Consider the following 16,075-nt stretch of genomic DNA (forward strand, 5'->3'; position numbering starts at 1 on the left):
CAAAAAAATGAATCCATGTTGGGTGCATTGGCCGGCCCCGATAGGGGAAGGAAGCGAGAAATGACCACCGTTGAAGACTTCAAGATCAAATCCCATGAGCTCCTGGTGGAGCTCGATACAGCGACATCGGAAATGATGAAACTCATATGTGTTCATCAAATGAGTGGATCGACTTGGGATGAGGCGGTCCAGCGTCAACATGAGGCCTATGAGCAGTGGGTCGCTTATCTGAACGAGCGGGGATAGCCGCCAATGCGCATCTTGAGGGTGCAAATTCTTTGAACGGCGCCTCAACGGCTCTGCCTAATCCTTGAACCGACAAGAGGATTAGGCCATGTCTGAATTAGCCAGTTATTTCTGGATCGCTGTTGCGGTGCTTTTGCTGCTCGTCGATTTGTGGGCGATCGTCAGTGTCTTTCGAAGCGACAAGTCGGCCGGCACCAAGGCTGGCTGGGCCCTGCTGCTGATCATCTTGCCAGTGCTAGGCCTGGTCATTTGGGGCGTAGCCGGGCCTCGCGGGGTCAAGGAAGGTCCTTCATCGCCGGAGCACAGCAAGGGCTAGCCAGGAAGAGGCTGTGAGCCACCTCAATGGTTTATCCAATTGCCGCCGGTGGTTTCGCAGTCTTCCTGGGCCTGCTGCAACTGCTCGATACCGTAGTAGTACCACGTCAATTTTGCATTATCGGGAAGAGTGGCCGACCCACCGCGCTTGTCCTTGCTGGTTGAGTGCGGGTTGGCCAACGCTTCCTGGGTCGGCTTCGCCTGGCATGTCGCCACGTATCCCTCGGCACAACGCTCGACTTTACGCTTTTGGGTCGTGAGCGTTCCTTTGCTTTCATTGCTGCAAGACCAATCGAGGGTTTCCGCGGGCATGCCTTTGTATTCGTAGCAACTGTGGCTTTCGATGACTGGGACGGCCTGGCTCTGGGATCGAGTGATGACATCGCAGCCTTGGGCGAAGACGGCGACGGGGCTCGCACAAACGATCAATAGCAGGATTCTGGCATTCATGAGTTTCTCCCTTTGCGGTTTCTGCACCGGTGCCTATCAATTTCGAGGTGCAAAAAAAGCCCGCGTTCCATCAGTTTTCCAGCCGGTAGAACTCAGGGAGAAACAAGTCTGGCGCAGCGCGTCAGCGAAACTTGGGCAGAGGGGGTTCAGCAGGCTTGAGCGACATTAGCGCGCTTTGGATCGACGGGGCATCTTTGTCGATGTCGTTGAGCCGGTCCCGGATGCGCACTGCGGTGGGATGCCCGCCCTGGTGGTCGACCCAGTCGGCGATTTCCTTGCAGGCTGCCGTGAGCCGGGCCTGACGCGATTCGAGCAAGGTGAGCAGGGTGGTGATGGACTCTTTTTCGGACATGTCACACCTCCATTCAGGGGTTGATGAGGCAGCACAAAACCCGCCAGGGGCGGGCTGTGCCGTGATTTAAGCGTAGTTGAGTTATTTCAGGTCTGTCGAAGAATCCGGCGTCCGGCTAGACAGCCGGTGCGTCGCAAACAATGCCAATGATGTCAGCTGGACTCCTTGACCCAGGACGGCGTGACGCTCGCCCGCCAGCGCACGTCGGTAATACCGTATTTTTCAGCCAGGGGCTTGGAGACCCGCTTGACCTTCTCTCTCCCGAATTTCGGTATGCGCCCGACCCCCGCGTCGCAACTGGCCCAATGCCAAGCCTCGGAGTTATTCATCGCTTCTGCGCGAATAATGAATGACTTGGGTTCGCCATGGAGCATGTAGTCGATGATGTAAAGCGATGGCCCGCCCATAAATCCTCCCTAATTAGTCCTATACGGATGGATACAAAGGCATGCGGAAAATTCCATCGAATTTCCAGACGGTCAAATTAATACCGCCCAGGCTCGAGCACGGAGCAATACCAGAGCGGTCGGAATTCGCGGCAAGGAACCAAACCCGGTTACCCTTCTCCAAGGTGAGCTTCAACACCGTAGGCCAGGGATCAAAGGCGACGCAGCGCGGCATCAACAAAAGGCAAGACATGAAAAACATCGCCAGGGTGCTGTTCGTCGCAGCCCTCACCATCGGTTTGTCGGGTTGCATTGGCGCCCCCATCGAACTGACGCCGCAAACCGAGCAACGTTTGCGCGAACACCCCCCGATCCGTTTCCTGCTGACATTCGATGATGGTCCCAGTGCCTCGTCTATCTGGAACCCTAGCCTGGAGGTGCTCGACGCACTCGCAGACAATCCGGTACAGCCCGGCATCAAGGCGGTATTTTTCCTGCAAACTCGCGCACCACGTGCTGGTGGCAGTGATATTGGCCGCTCGGTCATGCGCCGTGAACAGCAGGAAGGCCATGTGCTGGCCTTTCATACGGCGACCCACTGGCACACCAATCACCGGTCGCTGAGCCCTGATGAGCTGGAGCAATCGCTCAACAATGGTGGGAGCGACATCGCTGCCATTAGCGGTGCGGCACCGATTTTGGTGAGGCCGCCATTCTGGAGCTTCGACAAGCGCACTGCGGCCGCCTACCGACAGCATGGCCTGCACATCCTGTTGACCGACCTGAGTGCTAATGACGGCAAAGTCTGGGGCATCACGATGAGCCCGCGGCGGCGGATCAACCTGACCCGGCAACTTTCCGAAGTGCGCGAGCGCATCGCCGCCGGGCAACTGCCAGCGGTGGATGGGGTTATTCCAGTGGTGGTGACGTTTCACGACATCAATCGTTATACCGCCCGGCATGCTCGCGAATACCTGCAAATCCTGCTCGAGAGTGCCAAGGCTACCGGCGTGAGGACCGACGCCAAGCCGTTCTATGATGACCACCAGGCGCTGGAGCGAGCGGCCTTGGCTCGGACGGTCGATCACAGCGCTGGGCCCGTGCATTTGCCGGGGCTGTGGGACTGGTTGTGGGATTCGGATTCCCACTGAGAGCGCCACGAATGCGGCGGGTGTCGCGACGTTCGGTTGGCCGCCCAGCGCAATCCGCGTGTATGGTAGCCGTGCACCCTTGGTTAAAGTCGGAGGTGACCAATGAGTACTGCAATGCTGACGAAAATGCACATCAACGGTTATGACGTGCTTAGCGTAAACAGCGGCCCGTGGAGGGTCTGCACCCAGGCTGACCGGTTGGGTTCCTTTGCTTCCCGTGAGGAAGCGCTGGCCTACGCCGCCGCGTTGCCGACCCGAAGAGCTCGTAGTGGCCGGCCTGTAAACACGAAATAGAGGGGGCCGGTACATCCACTCTCTCGGTGACAGGTACACCGCTATCGCGAGCAAGCTCCCACAGTTTTTCCGGCTGTTCACCAAAAATCCCCTGTGGGAGCCGCTTGCTCGCGATGCCGGCGGGCCAGCCTGCGCCCGTCACGATGATCAGGCGCGGGCCAATTCCAACGGGACTTCCAGGGTAAACAGAGCGCCTTGCCCCGGTCCGTCGCTATGGACATAAAGGCGGCCATTCATTTCAACCGCCGCCAGGGCGCAACTGTGCAAGCCAAACCCATGGCCGTCCTTGCGGGTCGTGAAACCGTGATTGAAGATGCGGGCCAGGTTCTCCGGGGAAATGCCTTCGCCTCGGTCCTTGACGCTGAGGCATAGTGTCGTTTCGTCGAGGATGCGGATCCCCAGGGTCATCTCCCGTGGGTGCTCGCTGATGTGCGACATCGCGAATTTGGCGTTGCTGATCAGGTTGATCAGGATCAGCAGCAACCTATGCTTGTCGCCCATGATCGCAGGAACGTCCTGATACTCCTTGATGACGGTGACGTGATGCCGACTGAGCGCGCCCGAGTTCATGCGTAGCGCATCTTCGAACAGATCGCTGACATTGAGTGGTTCGATCAGCCTGGCTGCTCCTGCATAGGTTTGTTGAGTGGTGACGATTTCCTTGATGTGGTCGATGCTCTTGGTCAACTGCGCCAGCTCATCGATAAGCAAGGCCTGTTCTGCGGCGATGGAGTCGACCAGTTCGTTGAAATAACGCGGCAGCAACCGACCTTTTTCATCATGGGTGATGAACTGGCCAAGATCTTCGGCATGTTCATTCATCATTTTGACCGCCTTGGTGAGCCCGGTCGTCTTGCTGTTCCTCAACTTGCGGGTGACGAGTTCGGCTGAAATGTTCACGCTGTTGAGCACATTCCCGACGTTGTGCAACACATTCGTGGCGATTTCGGCCATGCCCGCCATTCGTGCCGCATCTACCAGTTCGCGTTCGGCCTCCATCAGTTCTCGGGTGCGCTCCTGCACGCGCTCTTCGAGCCGTTCATTGGACGTTTGCAGTTGCTGGTTGATCTGGTTGATGACGGCGTAACTGCGAACCAGCCGCACCGCCAGGTAGATCATCAACAGCGCCATGAGGCTGGCACACGCGCCCAGGTAGATATGGTATTGACGGTCCGCAGCGGCGGTCCTGCGCTGGGTTTCATTCAATAGCTCGGTGATGCTGTCCAGTTCCTGGGCCACCGGAATCACGCTGATGCGATCCAGCAGATCATTGACGATCGGTTGTTCCTGGATAATGGATTTAACGTGCTGGGCCAGGGCAATGAAAAGGGGCTGGCTGGTCACGGGCAGTTGATCGACCTGTCTTTCCAGATCACTCAATTGGCGCTGCACTTCCTCGGCTTTGTCCGCGGTGACATAAAGTGCGTACTCCAGCGTCGTCAGCGTCAGCTCACGAACATTGGAAGCTGTTGCCAGATGTTCCGTCGGGCTTTCGGCGCTCATCCCGTCGAGCAAGGTTTGAATACCATCCTCGACCATCGGCAACGCATCCAGGGCTGTGCGCAGATTGGCGTTGTGTTGCTGGAATTGATCGACCAGTACCGTTTTGTTCTTGACCGCGTCCACGTAGCCGTTGCGTCTGGATGCCCAAAGAACGGCCAGTGGACCAGCGTTATTGAGCTGCTCCAACTGCTCCCATCGACTGCCGGCCTCGAGTGGCGGTGTCAACGACAGGTTGTTGTTCACGCCGATCTTTTTCCTGAGGATCTTGACGTTCCAGTTAGCGTCGGCTTGCTTGAGCTGGCGAATGAAGTCGCGGGATTCGAAGTAGGTCGATGAGTCGTATGTGTATGACTTGATCAAAAAGAATATCAGAGCCGAAAAAACAACAAGCGCGATGGCCAATAGGGCGGGCCATTTATATTTTTTGATAATAGTGGTCACGCTATTCTCCTGTTCAGGGCGCTTATCGAAGGAGTTCGTGAATGCTCGAGGGCGAAGAGAGGCTCGAGAGGGAGCCGGAAGGGGGAAAAGTAAACGTCGTGCGGGGGTGGCGTGCCGGTTTGCTTTGGCCTGGGTACACGTTGAGCTCCCTGCTAACGATGAACGTCGGTTTCATGGCTGAGTGTAGCGCTAACGAGAGGGGCGATGTTTGCTGCGCAGCGCGCCGCAGTGAAGCAGGCGCGGCCGGATAGCCGCGCCGGTGGCATTACTTGATGTCGATGAAGGGCAGGGCGCCGTTTGGCAGCACGGTGGTTGGCAAGACACCATTCCAGCGTTCGGCCTTGGTCAGTTCCACCAGGTTCTGGTTGCTGGCCAGGGCCTGGGCCCGTGCCTTGATGGCTTCGGCCTCGGCTTTGCCGCGCAACTCGGTCGCCAGTGCGTCTGCCTTGGCCTGCGCAACTTGCGAATCGGCCTCCGCCTGGGCCTGGGTCACGCGAATCTGTGCTTGTACCTGCTCGGTGGCGAGCTGTTGTTCGCGGGTCTTGACCTGGACTTCCGCAGCCATGCGCGCTTCGATGGCTTTTTCGTAGGCGTCACTGAAGTCGATGTTCTCGACCTGGACGCTGTCGATGATCACGGGGCCGGTAATGGTCGCCTTGATGGCCGTGGAAATATCGTTGACCAGTTGGACGCGGTTCTGCACGGCAGCCACGGCGTTAAACTTGCCGAATACGTTTTCCACCTGGGTTGGCACCTGGCGGCTGATCATCCGGTCGCGGATACCTTCCAGGTCCTTGAACTGGGTATAGACCTTCGCGACATCGGAAGGCGCGATGTGCCAGGACACGGACACCTTGAGCTGGGCGGACTGTTGGTCCTTGCTGTAGGCCTGGAGGTCTTCATAAGCCGTCACTTGGCTCTGGACGCTGATCAGGCGTACCGACTCGATAAAGGGCGTCTTGAAGGACAGTCCCGGTTCAATCACCCCGACCAGCGCCCCGTTGCGCAGCAGTACGCCACGCTCGGTTTCGTCGACCGTGTACCAACTGCCAAAGAACACGCACAACAGGACGATGCCCGCGATTGCAGCAACGATGGAGCCGATGGTTTTACTGGTCACTTTTCTTTCCTTGATTGGCTTGGGAGGGTTTGCCATAGCGGTGTCCAATGTTGAAGCTGCAATTGGCGTTCTGAATGCCAGACACGAAAAAGCCCTGAATAATCAGGGCTTTAACGTTAAAAAATGGCGGAGGCGATGGGATTCGAACTCATGGACCTGTTACAGTCGACGGTTTTCAAGACCGTTGCCTTAAACCACTCGGCCACACCTCCGTACTGCGTTGCGGGCGCCATAATACCCGAATGAAACACACTGTCAAACTCTCTACGTAGCTTGTTACAGAGCGTCTGTTATGATCCTTGCCACTGAATGTTTCAAAACCGGAGGAGTGTCGCCATGCGCGAACAGGATTACGCAGTGAACAACAGCGTGCAGGCTGAGCAGCTAGAGGTTAGCCGCGTCCTGCGCAACACTTATGGCTTGCTGGCACTCACGCTCGCTTTCAGCGGTGTGATGGCTTATGTCGCACAACAGATGCGGGTGGGTTACCCGAACATCTTCGTCGTGCTGATCGGTTTCTACGGCCTTTTCTTCCTCACCAACAAACTCCGTGATTCGGCCTGGGGCCTGGTGTCGGCTTTCGCCCTGACCGGCTTCATGGGCTTTTTGCTCGGCCCGATCCTCAATCGCTACCTGCAAATGCAGGGCGGCGCCGAAGTGGTCAGCTCGGCCTTCGCAATGACCGCACTGGTATTTGGTGGTCTGTCGGCCTACGTGCTGATTTCCCGCAAGGACATGAGCTTCCTGGGTGGCTTTATCACCGCAGGTTTCTTCGTGTTGCTGGGGGCGACGCTGGCCAGCTTCTTCTTCCAGATCAGCGGCCTGCAACTGGCGATCAGCGCCGGCTTCGTGCTGTTCTCCTCGGTCTGCATCCTGTACCAGACCAGCGCCATCATTCACGGCGGCGAGCGTAACTACATCATGGCCACCATCAGCCTGTATGTATCGATCTACAACCTGTTCGTCAGCCTGTTGCAGCTGTTCGGCCTGATGAGTCGCGACGACTGATTGCATGGGGGATGAGTGAGAAGCCCGCTTTGGCGTGATGCTGTTCACCTAGAAACAACGGCGTTTTTCAGAGATGAAAAGCGCCGTTTTTTTTGGTTTTCCGTTTTTTAGGTACATTTTTTTTGGGGGGGGGATATCCATTTCTGCGGCAACGGATATAGACACCAAGGCAAGTAAATCCCGAACCCTTCTCAAAAAAAAACGGCACCCCCCTTGGAAAAAGGGAAGTGCCGCTTTTGGAGCCTAGGTAAACGGTATTGCCACATGAAGTGGACTTAAGAAGCAAACCGCCGCAACCCCACCGGTGGTACAAAGGCTTCCAGCTCGGCCTCCACGGCCTCGATTATTCGTTCAACATCCGGGGCATTCATCACCGTCGCGCAGGGGATACCCGCAATGGCGATCATGGTCTCGCCGCTGGCACGGTCAAACAGCCGGGCAACCATGCTGCCAGGCGCATCCATGCTTGCTTCGAATCCCATGGGATGGAAGTGCCAGCGCATCAACTGGCAAGCATTGGGGAACGTAACCTTGCTGAAGGATCCTTTATTCATGTGTTGCCCGCCTTCTTCAATCGAGCGCTTCCTTTTGCTCATGTCAGGAAGGAAGAGCCATCATGGCTCTACCAGTGAGAACTAAAAATAGCACCTGAAAATGAAGCTCATGTGGATTTTTTCAGTCCGTTTTGCGATTGGTTCACTTTTTTTGATCTGGATCACGACTTAAACGGCAAAGTCCAGAATGCCATCACGCTTGGCTGGGCTTGTCCCGAGGCTTGGACAATGGCTCTGGGACGCGGCTTTTCCAGGCGATGAGCAGGGCCAGGATCATCATCGCCAGGGCGACGGCGAAGGTCATGTGCAGACCGTTCGTCACAGCTGCGGGGCTGGCGCCGGTAATGTCATTCGTCGCCGCCGCGGCTGCAAACACCGCGCCGAGCACGGAGGCTCCGGTGAAAAAACCCAGGTTGCGCGACAAGTTGAGCAGCCCGGCGATGACGCCTCGCCTCTGGGCTGCTACATCGGCCATGACTGCCGTGTTGTTGGCCGTCTGGAAGAACGCATAGCCAAGGGTCGTCACCACGATAGCCGCGAGGTAGCCGACGGTGCCAAGGGTAGGGGGGACCAGTGATAACATCAGGCAGCCGAGCACCATGTTCGCCAGGCCGGCGAGTCGCATGGGGTGCACGCCGAAGCGATCCACCAGGCGCCCGGCAGGTACTCCGGCCAGCGCCGCAACAGATGGGCCTACGGCCAGCGCCAGTCCCACAAAGGCCGCCGGCAGTGCGAGGGTGATGGACAAGTAAAAAGGCCCGACCAGCAGCGTCGCCATCATGACCGTCGCAACCAGGGCGCTCGTCACCAGGCCGGATACCAATGATCTGTCGTGGAACACTTTCAAGGGAATCAACGGCGATACGGCCCGGGACTGGGCCCGAATGAATAGCCCGCCGCCCACGACGGCGATCAGCAGCAGCGCAAGATTCAATCCGCCAAAGCTCCCGCGTCCGGAAGTCATGGACAAGGCATAGGTGGCGAGCGTCACTGCCAACAGCAAGGTACCGGTTACATCGAAGCGGGTTCCTTCGGGCTTCGGCGGCACTTCACGCACCGGTAGCGAATACCACGCCAGCCCTAGCGTCAGCAGGCCCAGTGGGATGTTGACCAGGAACAAGGCCGGCCAACCGAACCCGCTGATCAGCATGCCGCCAAAGGACGGTCCGAGGGCTGTGCCCACTGCCGACAGCGTTGCCAGTAGCCCCATGGCGCTGCCGGTTTTTTCCTGGTCGACCGTTTCGCCCACGAGCGCCAGGGTCAGCGCCATCATGATGGCGGCCCCCAGGCCTTGCAGTGCCCGACCGGCGACCAGCAGCCAAAGCGAGGGCGCCAAGCCGCATACCGCTGATGCCAAGGTGAACAGGGCGATACCGGCCAATAGCAGCTTGCGCCGGCCCATCAGGTCTCCCAAGCGGCCGACACTGACAATCAGCGTGGTGATTGCCAGCAGATAGGCCAGCACCACCCATTGGACCTGCTGGAAAGAGGCCCCGAGCACCTCGGCCAGCGTCGGCAGTGCCACCGCAGCCACACTGGCGCCAAGGGAGGCCAGCAGCGTCGAGAGCGCAAGGCTGGCCAGGGCCCAGCGAGGTGAAAAGAGCCGGTGTGCGGGCGCGGTTGCCGGCCGGTTTTGTGGCGTGTTGACGGGTTTCATCGTGTCACCTGTATCCGTGGCGCTCGAAACGGAGCTGTCAGAACGTTACGCCTGGGCATAACATGGCGGAAGACGCAGCATTTGCACGTTATAGCTGCAGCAAACGCCATCTGTTCAAATCGAGATACCGCCATGTCCTCGCCTGATCTCAATCTGCTCGTCACCCTTGATGTGCTGCTCTCGGAAGGCAGCGTGGCCCGTGCCGCCCGGCGCTTGCAGCTCAGCCCGTCGGCCATGAGCCGGGCACTGGCGCGGTTGCGTGAAACCACCGGTGACCCGCTGTTGGTTCGGGCCGGGCGAGGGTTGGTGCCGACCCCTCGTGCGCTGGAGTTGCGCGAACAGGTCAGCCACCTGGTGCAGCAGGCCCAGGCGGTGCTGCGGCCAGTGACGACTCCGGATCTTAGGCGCTTGAGCCGAACCTTCACGTTGCGCACCCGTGAAGGGTTCGTGGAAAACTTCGCCATCGACCTGATCACTCGCATCCACGAGCAAGCGCCCGGCGTGCGCCTGCGCTTTGTGGAAAAGACCGACCGGGACAGCACGACGCTTCGCGAAGGCACCGTGGACTTGGAGACCGCCGTCGTGGACAAGGACACCAGCCCGGAACTACGAACCCAGGCGTTGTTCAGCGACCGCTTGATTGGCGTTGTGCGCGCGGGACACCCGCTGAGCCAGGCAACGGTGAGCGCCGCCGGTTATGCCGCAGGCGGGCATGTCGGTGTGTCGATGCGCGGCCTGGATCATGGCCTTATCGACCAGGCCCTTGCGGCTCTGAATCTGTCCCGCGAAATCGTCACCACGGTGCCAGGCTTTTCCTCGGCGCTGGGACTGGCCCGCTCCAGTGACCTGATCGCCAGCGTGCCCGAACGCTACACCGCGAGCCTGCGGGTCGGCCTGCACAGTTTTACGCTGCCGTTTTCCGTACCTGGGTTCACGATCGCCATGCTCTGGCATCCGCGGATGGACGCCGATCCTGTGCATCGTTGGCTTCGAAGTTGTCTGCGGGAAGTGTGCGCACGTAAACCGTAGAGATTTAGTAGATATTCGTTAATAGCATTTCGCTGGCACTTAGTTGGCCAAAGTGCGACGCCGTACGCAAATTGCTAGTTATCGATATTTAATATTTAAATAGTTTTTTGTCCGACAATCCGCAACTCGGGCGGTTTAGTTGGGGCACTAACGAGGCAGAACCCTATTGTTTATGGGCGTTACGGGCAGGGCGTGAAATTGAACGAAAAAAATTGCTAGACGTTTGATTTCCAATTGTGTCAGGTTTCTTACGTCCTCATTGGGCGAGTGATAGGACGATCTCGCCAGAGATTGTCTGTCTGACTAAAACTGTTCCATTTGCAAACAAGGAAGTGTGTTTATGTCGAAAGTCAAAAGCAGCGCTATTGATTCTGCCGAACAACTCCTCTGGGCGCCGCAATCATTGGCGGCTGCCAGTAATGCGTTCAACCAGATCAATAGTTTCAGCCACCAATACGACCGGGGCGGTAACCTGACCGTCAACGGCAAACCGTCGTACTCTGTCGACGAGGCGGCCACTCAGTTGCTGCGCGACGGTGCGGCTTACCAGGACCGGGACGGCAGCGGCAAGATTGAGCTGACCTACACTTTCCTGACTTCCGCCTCTTTCAGCACCATGAACAAGCATGGGATCAGCGGCTTCAGCCAGTTCAGTGCGCAGCAGAAAGGCCAGGCCGCCCTGGCCATGCAATCCTGGGCGGACGTGGCCAATGTCACCTTCACCGAAAAAGCCAGCGGCGGCGACGGTCACATGACCTTCGGCAACTACAGCGGCGGCCAGGATGGCGCGGCGGCGTTTGCTTATCTGCCAGGGACGGGTGCCGGCTATGACGGGACCTCCTGGTACCTGATCAACAGCAGCTACACCCAGAACAAGAACCCGGACCTGAACAACTATGGCCGCCAGACCCTGACCCACGAAATCGGTCACACCCTCGGCCTGGCCCACCCGGGTGACTACAACGCTGGCGAAGGCAGCCCGACCTACGATGACGCCACTTATGGCCAGGACACCCGTGGCTACAGCGTCATGAGCTACTGGAGCGAAAGCAATACCGACCAGAACTTCAGCAAGGGCGGCGTCGAAGCCTACGCCTCCGGTCCGCTGATGGATGACATCGCGGCCATCCAGAAGCTCTACGGTGCCAACACCACGACCCGTACCGGCGATTCGACCTACGGTTTCAACTCCAATACCGGTCGCGATTTTCTCAGTGCGTCATCATCGTCGGACAAAGTGGTGTTTTCGGTATGGGACGCAGGTGGCCGCGATACCCTGGACTTCTCCGGTTTCACCCAGAACCAGAAAATCAACCTCAATGACGCCTCGTTCTCCGATGTTGGCGGCATGGTAGGCAACGTCTCCATCGCCAAGGGTGCCGTCATCGAAAACGCCATCGGCGGCTCCGGCAGCGACTTGCTGATCGGCAACACGGTAGCCAACGAGCTCAAGGGTGGAGCGGGCAACGATATCCTTTGGGGGGCCGGTGGTGCAGACAAACTCTGGGGCGGCTCGGGGTCGGACACGTTCGTGTTCGCCGCCAGTTCCGATTCGCGGCCTGGAGCGACGGACCAGATCCTCGATTTCGTCAGCGGCCTGGACAAGATCGACCTGACCGGTATCACCAAGGGCGCGGGCCTGCACTTCGTGAGCGCGTTCACTGGTGCGGCGGGCGATGCGGTGTTGTCGACATCGGGTGGCAACAGCCTGCTGTCGGTGGACTTCTCCGGGCACGGCGTGGCTGACTTCCTGGTCAGCACCGTTGGCCAGGCTGCGGTCTCGGATATCGTGGCCTGATGTCCCTGTCCCGTGGGGGCGGCTGCTCCTGCGGGACCCCGGCCAGGATGAAAAAAATGCGTAGGAAATTCATGCCCAATAGCGTTCGAGCAACCGCCGGGTTGCTCGCTACGCTGATGATGTTATGTGGAGAAGTCGCCATGGCGCGCAGCCTGTTGTTAGCAGAACCCTCGCAGTTGGCCGGTCAGTGGCAGGCTGTTTTGTCGAGCCCGCAGGACAACGCGCAAACCCAGGCGATGCAGGACAAACCGTCCAACAGTTGTCTCGTCGAACTCAAGGCGGATCAGACCCTGGGCGGGCAAACCGATTGCCTGGGCCAATGGCTGGGGGACGAGCCGGTTCGTTGGTTCACTGAACCCGACGGACTTTCCCTGATTGGCAAACAAGACTCCAGGACACACTTGGGCCTGCGTCAGGGAGACCATTATCAAATGACGTTGAAGTCCGGTTTGATACTCAGGCTTGAACGGAATAAGTCCCAGAGTGCTCATTAACGAATGAGTACACTTGAGTCTTGAACGAAGTGCGCTTGTTTGAACGGGCGTGCTTTTCGGTGTCGGCCGAATCGAAAAACAAAGATTGGCAAGTTGAATAACGGCCAGTTCGCTGGCGAAGCCAACAACAAGGAAGATCATGAATAGGGTAAGGAGCGCTGTTGCGGCGCCGCTGTTTAAAGCGCTGGGCGATTATAAAAATATTTTGATCAGTGTTGGATGTTTTACCGCGTTGATCAATGTCCTGATGCTCGCGCCTTCGATTTATATGCTCCAAGTGTATGACCGTGGGTTGTCATCACAGAACGAGACCACGCTGGCGATGTTGTCATTGATGGTCGTCGGCTTCTTCGTATTCATCGGGCTGCTGGAAATGGTCCGCAGCTTCGTGGTCATCCGCATCGGCAGCCAGTTGGAGCGACGCTTCAATCTCCAGGTGTACAAGGCCGCGTTCGAGCGCAATCTGCGCCAGGGTGAAGGCAACGCCGGGCAATCCCTGGGCGACCTCACGCATATTCGCCAATTCCTCACCGGGCCGGCGCTGTTCGCGTTCTTCGACGCACCGTGGTTTCCCATCTATCTGCTGGTGATCTACCTGTTCAACGTGTGGCTCGGCGTGTTTGCCTCCGTCGGCACGCTGCTGCTGATCGGTTTGGCCTGCCTGAACGAGGCCATGACCAAAAAGGCCTTGGGGCAGGCCAGCGTCTACTCGCAACAATCCAGTCAACTGGCCACCAGCCATTTGCACAACGCCGAGACGATCCAGGCCATGGGCATGCTCGGCGCGCTGCGCAGCCGCTGGTTCGCCGTGCACTCACGGTTTCTGGGCCTGCAGAACCAGGCCAGCGACACCGGCGCGGTCATCAGCTCCTTGAGCAAGACCCTGCGCCTGTGCCTGCAGTCGCTGGTGCTGGGTTTGGGCGCACTGCTAGTGATCAAGGGCGACATGACCGCCGGAATGATGATTGCCGGCTCGATCCTGATGGGCCGAGTGTTGAGCCCTATCGACCAGTTGATCGCCGTGTGGAAGCAGTGGAGCGGCGCCAAGTTGGCTTACCGGCGTCTCGACGCGCTGTTGCAAGCGTTTGCGCCCCAGGACGACGGCATGACGCTGCCTGCGCCTGAGGGCCAGGTGAGTTTCGAACACGTCAGCGCCGGGCCGCCAGGGCAACGCAACGCGACGCTGCAGCAGGTCAGCTTCAGCCTGGCCGTGGGGGAAGTGCTGGGTGTGCTGGGGGCGTCCGGTTCCGGCAAGTCCACCCTGGCCCGGGTGCTGGTGGGCGTGTGGCCGACCCTGGCGGGTACGGTGCGCCTCGACGGGGCCGATATTCATCGTTGGAATCGCGAGCAACTCGGCCCGCACATCGGCTATCTGCCACAAGACATCGAGCTGTTTTGCGGCAGCATCGCCGAGAACATCGCCCGGTTTCGCCAAGCCGATCCGCAAAAGGTCGTCGCCGCCGCGCAGCAGGCTGGGGTCCATGAGCTGATCCTGCGCCTGCCCCAGGGCTATGACACGGTGCTGGGGGAGGACGGCGGTGGTTTGTCCGGCGGACAGAAACAACGGGTTGCGCTGGCCCGGGCGATGTACGACCGGCCGAGCCTGGTGGTGCTCGATGAACCCAACTCCAACCTCGACACGGTTGGCGAAGCGGCGCTCGCCAGTGCCATCGCCCAGATGAAGGCCCAGGGCACCAGTGTCGTGCTGGTCACTCATCGTTCCTCGGCACTGGCCCAGGCCGACAAGTTGCTGGTGCTCGACGAAGGCCGGCTACACGCCTTCGGCCCAAGCCAGCAAGTGTTGCGGGCGCTTTCCGGCCAGTCGGGTTCACAGGACAACGCGCCACGCAGCTCACCGCCGAACAGTCCCCAGGTGGCCCCCAACGGACTGAGCATGAGTCGCCAGTACCAGGCCGCCAGCAAACCCGGTGGCGCATGAGCAAGGAGCTCGACATGAATCTCGAACATACGCAGGACGTTGAGCGCCCGGAGCGCGACGCCCACTTCTTCACGCGCGTGGGCTGGGCACTGGCGCTGGTTGGCGCGGGCAGTTTTTTCACCTGGGCCAGCCTGGCGCCGTTGGACCAGGGCATCCCCGTGCAGGGCACCGTGGTGGTTTCAGGCAAGCGCAAGGCGGTGCAGTCGATGAGCAGCGGTGTGGTCAGCCGGATCCTGGTGCGTGAAGGCGAAGCGGTGAAGCAGGGCCAGCCGCTGTTCCGCCTGGACCAGACCCAGGCCGCCGCCGATGTGCAATCGCTGCAGGCGCAGTACCGGATGACCTGGGCGAGCCTGGCGCGCTGGCAAAGCGAGCGGGACAACCTGTTGCAGGTAAGTTTCCCGGCTGAGCTGAGTCGCGATCCCGATCCACGCCTGGCCCTGGTGCTTGAAGGCCAGCGGCAACTGTTCAGCAGCCGCCGCGAAGCCTTCACCCGGGAGCAGGCGGCGTTGCGCGCCAACATCGAGGGTGCGGCGGCGCAATTGGCGGGTATGCGTCGGGCCCGCAGCGACCTGACCGCCCAGGCCGAATCCCTGCGTCTGCAACTGGGCAACCTGCAACCCTTGGCCGACAACGGTTATATCCCGCGCAACCGCTTGCTGGACTATCAGCGCCAGTTGTCGCAAGTGCAGCAGGAACTGGCGCAGAACAGCGGCGAAAGCGGGCGGGTGGAGCAGGGGATCGTCGAGTCGCGACTGAAGCTGCAGCAGCACAACGAGGAATACCAGAAAGAGGTGCGCAGCCAGTTGGCCGACGCCCAGCTCAAGAGCGAAACCCTGCAAGAGCAACTGAAATCCGCCGGCTTCGAGTTGCAACACAGCGAGATCCTTGCCACCGCCGATGGCATCGCCGTCAACCTGGGGGTGCACACCGAGGGCGCCGTGGTGCGCCAGGGCGACACCTTGCTGGAAATCGTCCCCCAAGGCACGCGGTTGGAAGTGGAAGGGCATCTGCCGGTGCACCTGATCGACAAGGTCGGCGCGCATTTGCCGGTGGACATCCTGTTTACCGCCTTCAACCAGAACCGCACGCCAAGGGTGCCAGGGGAAGTCAGCTTGATTTCTGCCGATCAAATGCTCGATGAGAAGACCGGCGCGCCGTATTACGTCCTGCGCAGCAGCGTCAGCGACGTGGCGATGGACAAGCTCAACGGCCTGGTGATCAAGCCTGGAATGCCGGCCGAGATGTTCGTGCGCACGGGCGAGCGCTCATTGCTCAACTACCTGTTCAAACCGCTGCTCGACCGAGCCGGCTCTGCGTTGACCGAAGAATAAGGATGTC

General features: G+C 59.3%; 17 protein-coding genes and 1 tRNA gene. 10 read left to right on the forward strand and 8 right to left on the reverse strand.

Annotated elements, in window-relative coordinates:
- Nucleotides 1-60: 60 nt before the first annotated feature.
- Both V7773_RS00165 and V7773_RS00170 read left to right on the forward strand, forming a co-directional pair.
- On the forward strand, nucleotides 61-246 hold the full coding sequence (locus tag V7773_RS00165; RefSeq protein ID WP_003201747.1) for a hypothetical protein: 186 nt from the start codon (nucleotides 61-63) through the stop codon (nucleotides 244-246).
- An 88-nt stretch (nucleotides 247-334) separates the two neighbouring features.
- The gene (locus V7773_RS00170) at nucleotides 335-562 is read left to right on the forward strand and encodes a PLD nuclease N-terminal domain-containing protein (protein ID WP_014338117.1); all 228 of its coding nucleotides are present in this window, start codon (nucleotides 335-337) and stop codon (nucleotides 560-562) included.
- Between the two features lie 23 nt (nucleotides 563-585).
- Here V7773_RS00170 and V7773_RS00175 read toward each other — a convergent pair whose 3' ends face one another.
- From V7773_RS00175 to V7773_RS00185, 3 genes are all read right to left on the reverse strand, one after another.
- Nucleotides 586-1,011 carry a hypothetical protein gene (locus tag V7773_RS00175; RefSeq protein ID WP_092224602.1) on the reverse strand — a complete coding sequence of 142 codons (426 nt, stop codon included), beginning with the start codon at nucleotides 1,009-1,011 and terminating at the stop codon, nucleotides 586-588.
- A gap of 121 nt (nucleotides 1,012-1,132) precedes the next feature.
- The gene (locus V7773_RS00180; protein ID WP_063321315.1) at nucleotides 1,133-1,363 is read right to left on the reverse strand and encodes a hypothetical protein; all 231 of its coding nucleotides are present in this window, start codon (nucleotides 1,361-1,363) and stop codon (nucleotides 1,133-1,135) included.
- A 152-nt stretch (nucleotides 1,364-1,515) separates the two neighbouring features.
- Nucleotides 1,516-1,770 (reverse strand): DUF6555 family protein, encoded by a 255-nt coding sequence (locus V7773_RS00185; protein ID WP_063321314.1) that lies wholly within the window; start codon nucleotides 1,768-1,770, stop codon nucleotides 1,516-1,518.
- A 230-nt stretch (nucleotides 1,771-2,000) separates the two neighbouring features.
- On the opposite strand from V7773_RS00185, the gene V7773_RS00190 reads away from it, so the two are divergent.
- A complete protein-coding gene (locus V7773_RS00190) occupies nucleotides 2,001-2,900 on the forward strand; it encodes a polysaccharide deacetylase family protein (protein WP_336071543.1) in 900 nt (299 codons plus the stop codon).
- 102 nt (nucleotides 2,901-3,002) lie between these two features.
- Nucleotides 3,003-3,194 carry a hypothetical protein gene (locus V7773_RS00195; protein WP_013693334.1) on the forward strand — a complete coding sequence of 64 codons (192 nt, stop codon included), beginning with the start codon at nucleotides 3,003-3,005 and terminating at the stop codon, nucleotides 3,192-3,194.
- A 147-nt stretch (nucleotides 3,195-3,341) separates the two neighbouring features.
- Here V7773_RS00195 and V7773_RS00200 read toward each other — a convergent pair whose 3' ends face one another.
- The 3 genes from V7773_RS00200 to V7773_RS00210 all read right to left on the reverse strand — a co-directional run bounded on the left by V7773_RS00200 (nucleotide 3,342) and on the right by V7773_RS00210 (nucleotide 6,470).
- On the reverse strand, nucleotides 3,342-5,138 hold the full coding sequence (locus V7773_RS00200; RefSeq protein WP_336071546.1) for a DAHL domain-containing protein: 1,797 nt from the start codon (nucleotides 5,136-5,138) through the stop codon (nucleotides 3,342-3,344).
- A 265-nt stretch (nucleotides 5,139-5,403) separates the two neighbouring features.
- Nucleotides 5,404-6,258 (reverse strand): prohibitin family protein, encoded by an 855-nt coding sequence (locus V7773_RS00205; protein ID WP_083569183.1) that lies wholly within the window; start codon nucleotides 6,256-6,258, stop codon nucleotides 5,404-5,406.
- Between the two features lie 124 nt (nucleotides 6,259-6,382).
- Nucleotides 6,383-6,470 (reverse strand) — tRNA-Ser (locus tag V7773_RS00210).
- Nucleotides 6,471-6,594: 124 nt separating this feature from the next.
- On the opposite strand from V7773_RS00210, the gene V7773_RS00215 reads away from it, so the two are divergent.
- Complete coding sequence (locus tag V7773_RS00215) at nucleotides 6,595-7,266, forward strand: Bax inhibitor-1/YccA family protein (RefSeq protein ID WP_336071549.1); 672 nt, start codon at nucleotides 6,595-6,597, stop codon at nucleotides 7,264-7,266.
- A 275-nt stretch (nucleotides 7,267-7,541) separates the two neighbouring features.
- On the opposite strand, the gene V7773_RS00220 is transcribed toward V7773_RS00215, so the two are convergent.
- Both V7773_RS00220 and V7773_RS00225 read right to left on the reverse strand, forming a co-directional pair.
- The gene (locus V7773_RS00220; protein WP_003201764.1) at nucleotides 7,542-7,820 is read right to left on the reverse strand and encodes a DUF1652 domain-containing protein; all 279 of its coding nucleotides are present in this window, start codon (nucleotides 7,818-7,820) and stop codon (nucleotides 7,542-7,544) included.
- A gap of 193 nt (nucleotides 7,821-8,013) precedes the next feature.
- Complete coding sequence (locus tag V7773_RS00225; RefSeq protein WP_336071550.1) at nucleotides 8,014-9,477, reverse strand: MFS transporter; 1,464 nt, start codon at nucleotides 9,475-9,477, stop codon at nucleotides 8,014-8,016.
- A gap of 132 nt (nucleotides 9,478-9,609) precedes the next feature.
- Here V7773_RS00225 and V7773_RS00230 point away from each other — a divergent pair, with 132 nt between their 5' ends.
- The 5 genes from V7773_RS00230 to V7773_RS00250 all read left to right on the forward strand — a co-directional run bounded on the left by V7773_RS00230 (nucleotide 9,610) and on the right by V7773_RS00250 (nucleotide 16,068).
- A complete protein-coding gene (locus tag V7773_RS00230) occupies nucleotides 9,610-10,506 on the forward strand; it encodes a LysR family transcriptional regulator (RefSeq protein ID WP_336071552.1) in 897 nt (298 codons plus the stop codon).
- 340 nt (nucleotides 10,507-10,846) lie between these two features.
- Nucleotides 10,847-12,304, forward strand: a complete 1,458-nt coding sequence (locus V7773_RS00235) for a serralysin family metalloprotease (protein ID WP_092347985.1) — start codon at nucleotides 10,847-10,849, stop codon at nucleotides 12,302-12,304.
- A 71-nt stretch (nucleotides 12,305-12,375) separates the two neighbouring features.
- Entirely contained in the window at nucleotides 12,376-12,798 is a 423-nt protein-coding gene (locus tag V7773_RS00240) for an AprI/Inh family metalloprotease inhibitor (RefSeq protein ID WP_336071915.1), read from the forward strand.
- A gap of 139 nt (nucleotides 12,799-12,937) precedes the next feature.
- Nucleotides 12,938-14,737: a type I secretion system permease/ATPase gene (locus V7773_RS00245; protein ID WP_336071554.1), complete on the forward strand. Its 1,800-nt coding sequence runs from the start codon at nucleotides 12,938-12,940 to the stop codon at nucleotides 14,735-14,737.
- On the forward strand, nucleotides 14,734-16,068 hold the full coding sequence (locus tag V7773_RS00250) for an HlyD family type I secretion periplasmic adaptor subunit (RefSeq protein WP_336071556.1): 1,335 nt from the start codon (nucleotides 14,734-14,736) through the stop codon (nucleotides 16,066-16,068). The genes V7773_RS00245 and V7773_RS00250 overlap by 4 nt, the downstream gene beginning before the upstream one ends.
- The last annotated feature ends 7 nt before the right edge of the window (nucleotides 16,069-16,075 follow it).

The sequence above is a fragment of the Pseudomonas sp. 3JA genome (genome assembly GCF_036961705.1).
Classification (GTDB): domain Bacteria; phylum Pseudomonadota; class Gammaproteobacteria; order Pseudomonadales; family Pseudomonadaceae; genus Aquipseudomonas; species Aquipseudomonas fluorescens_Q.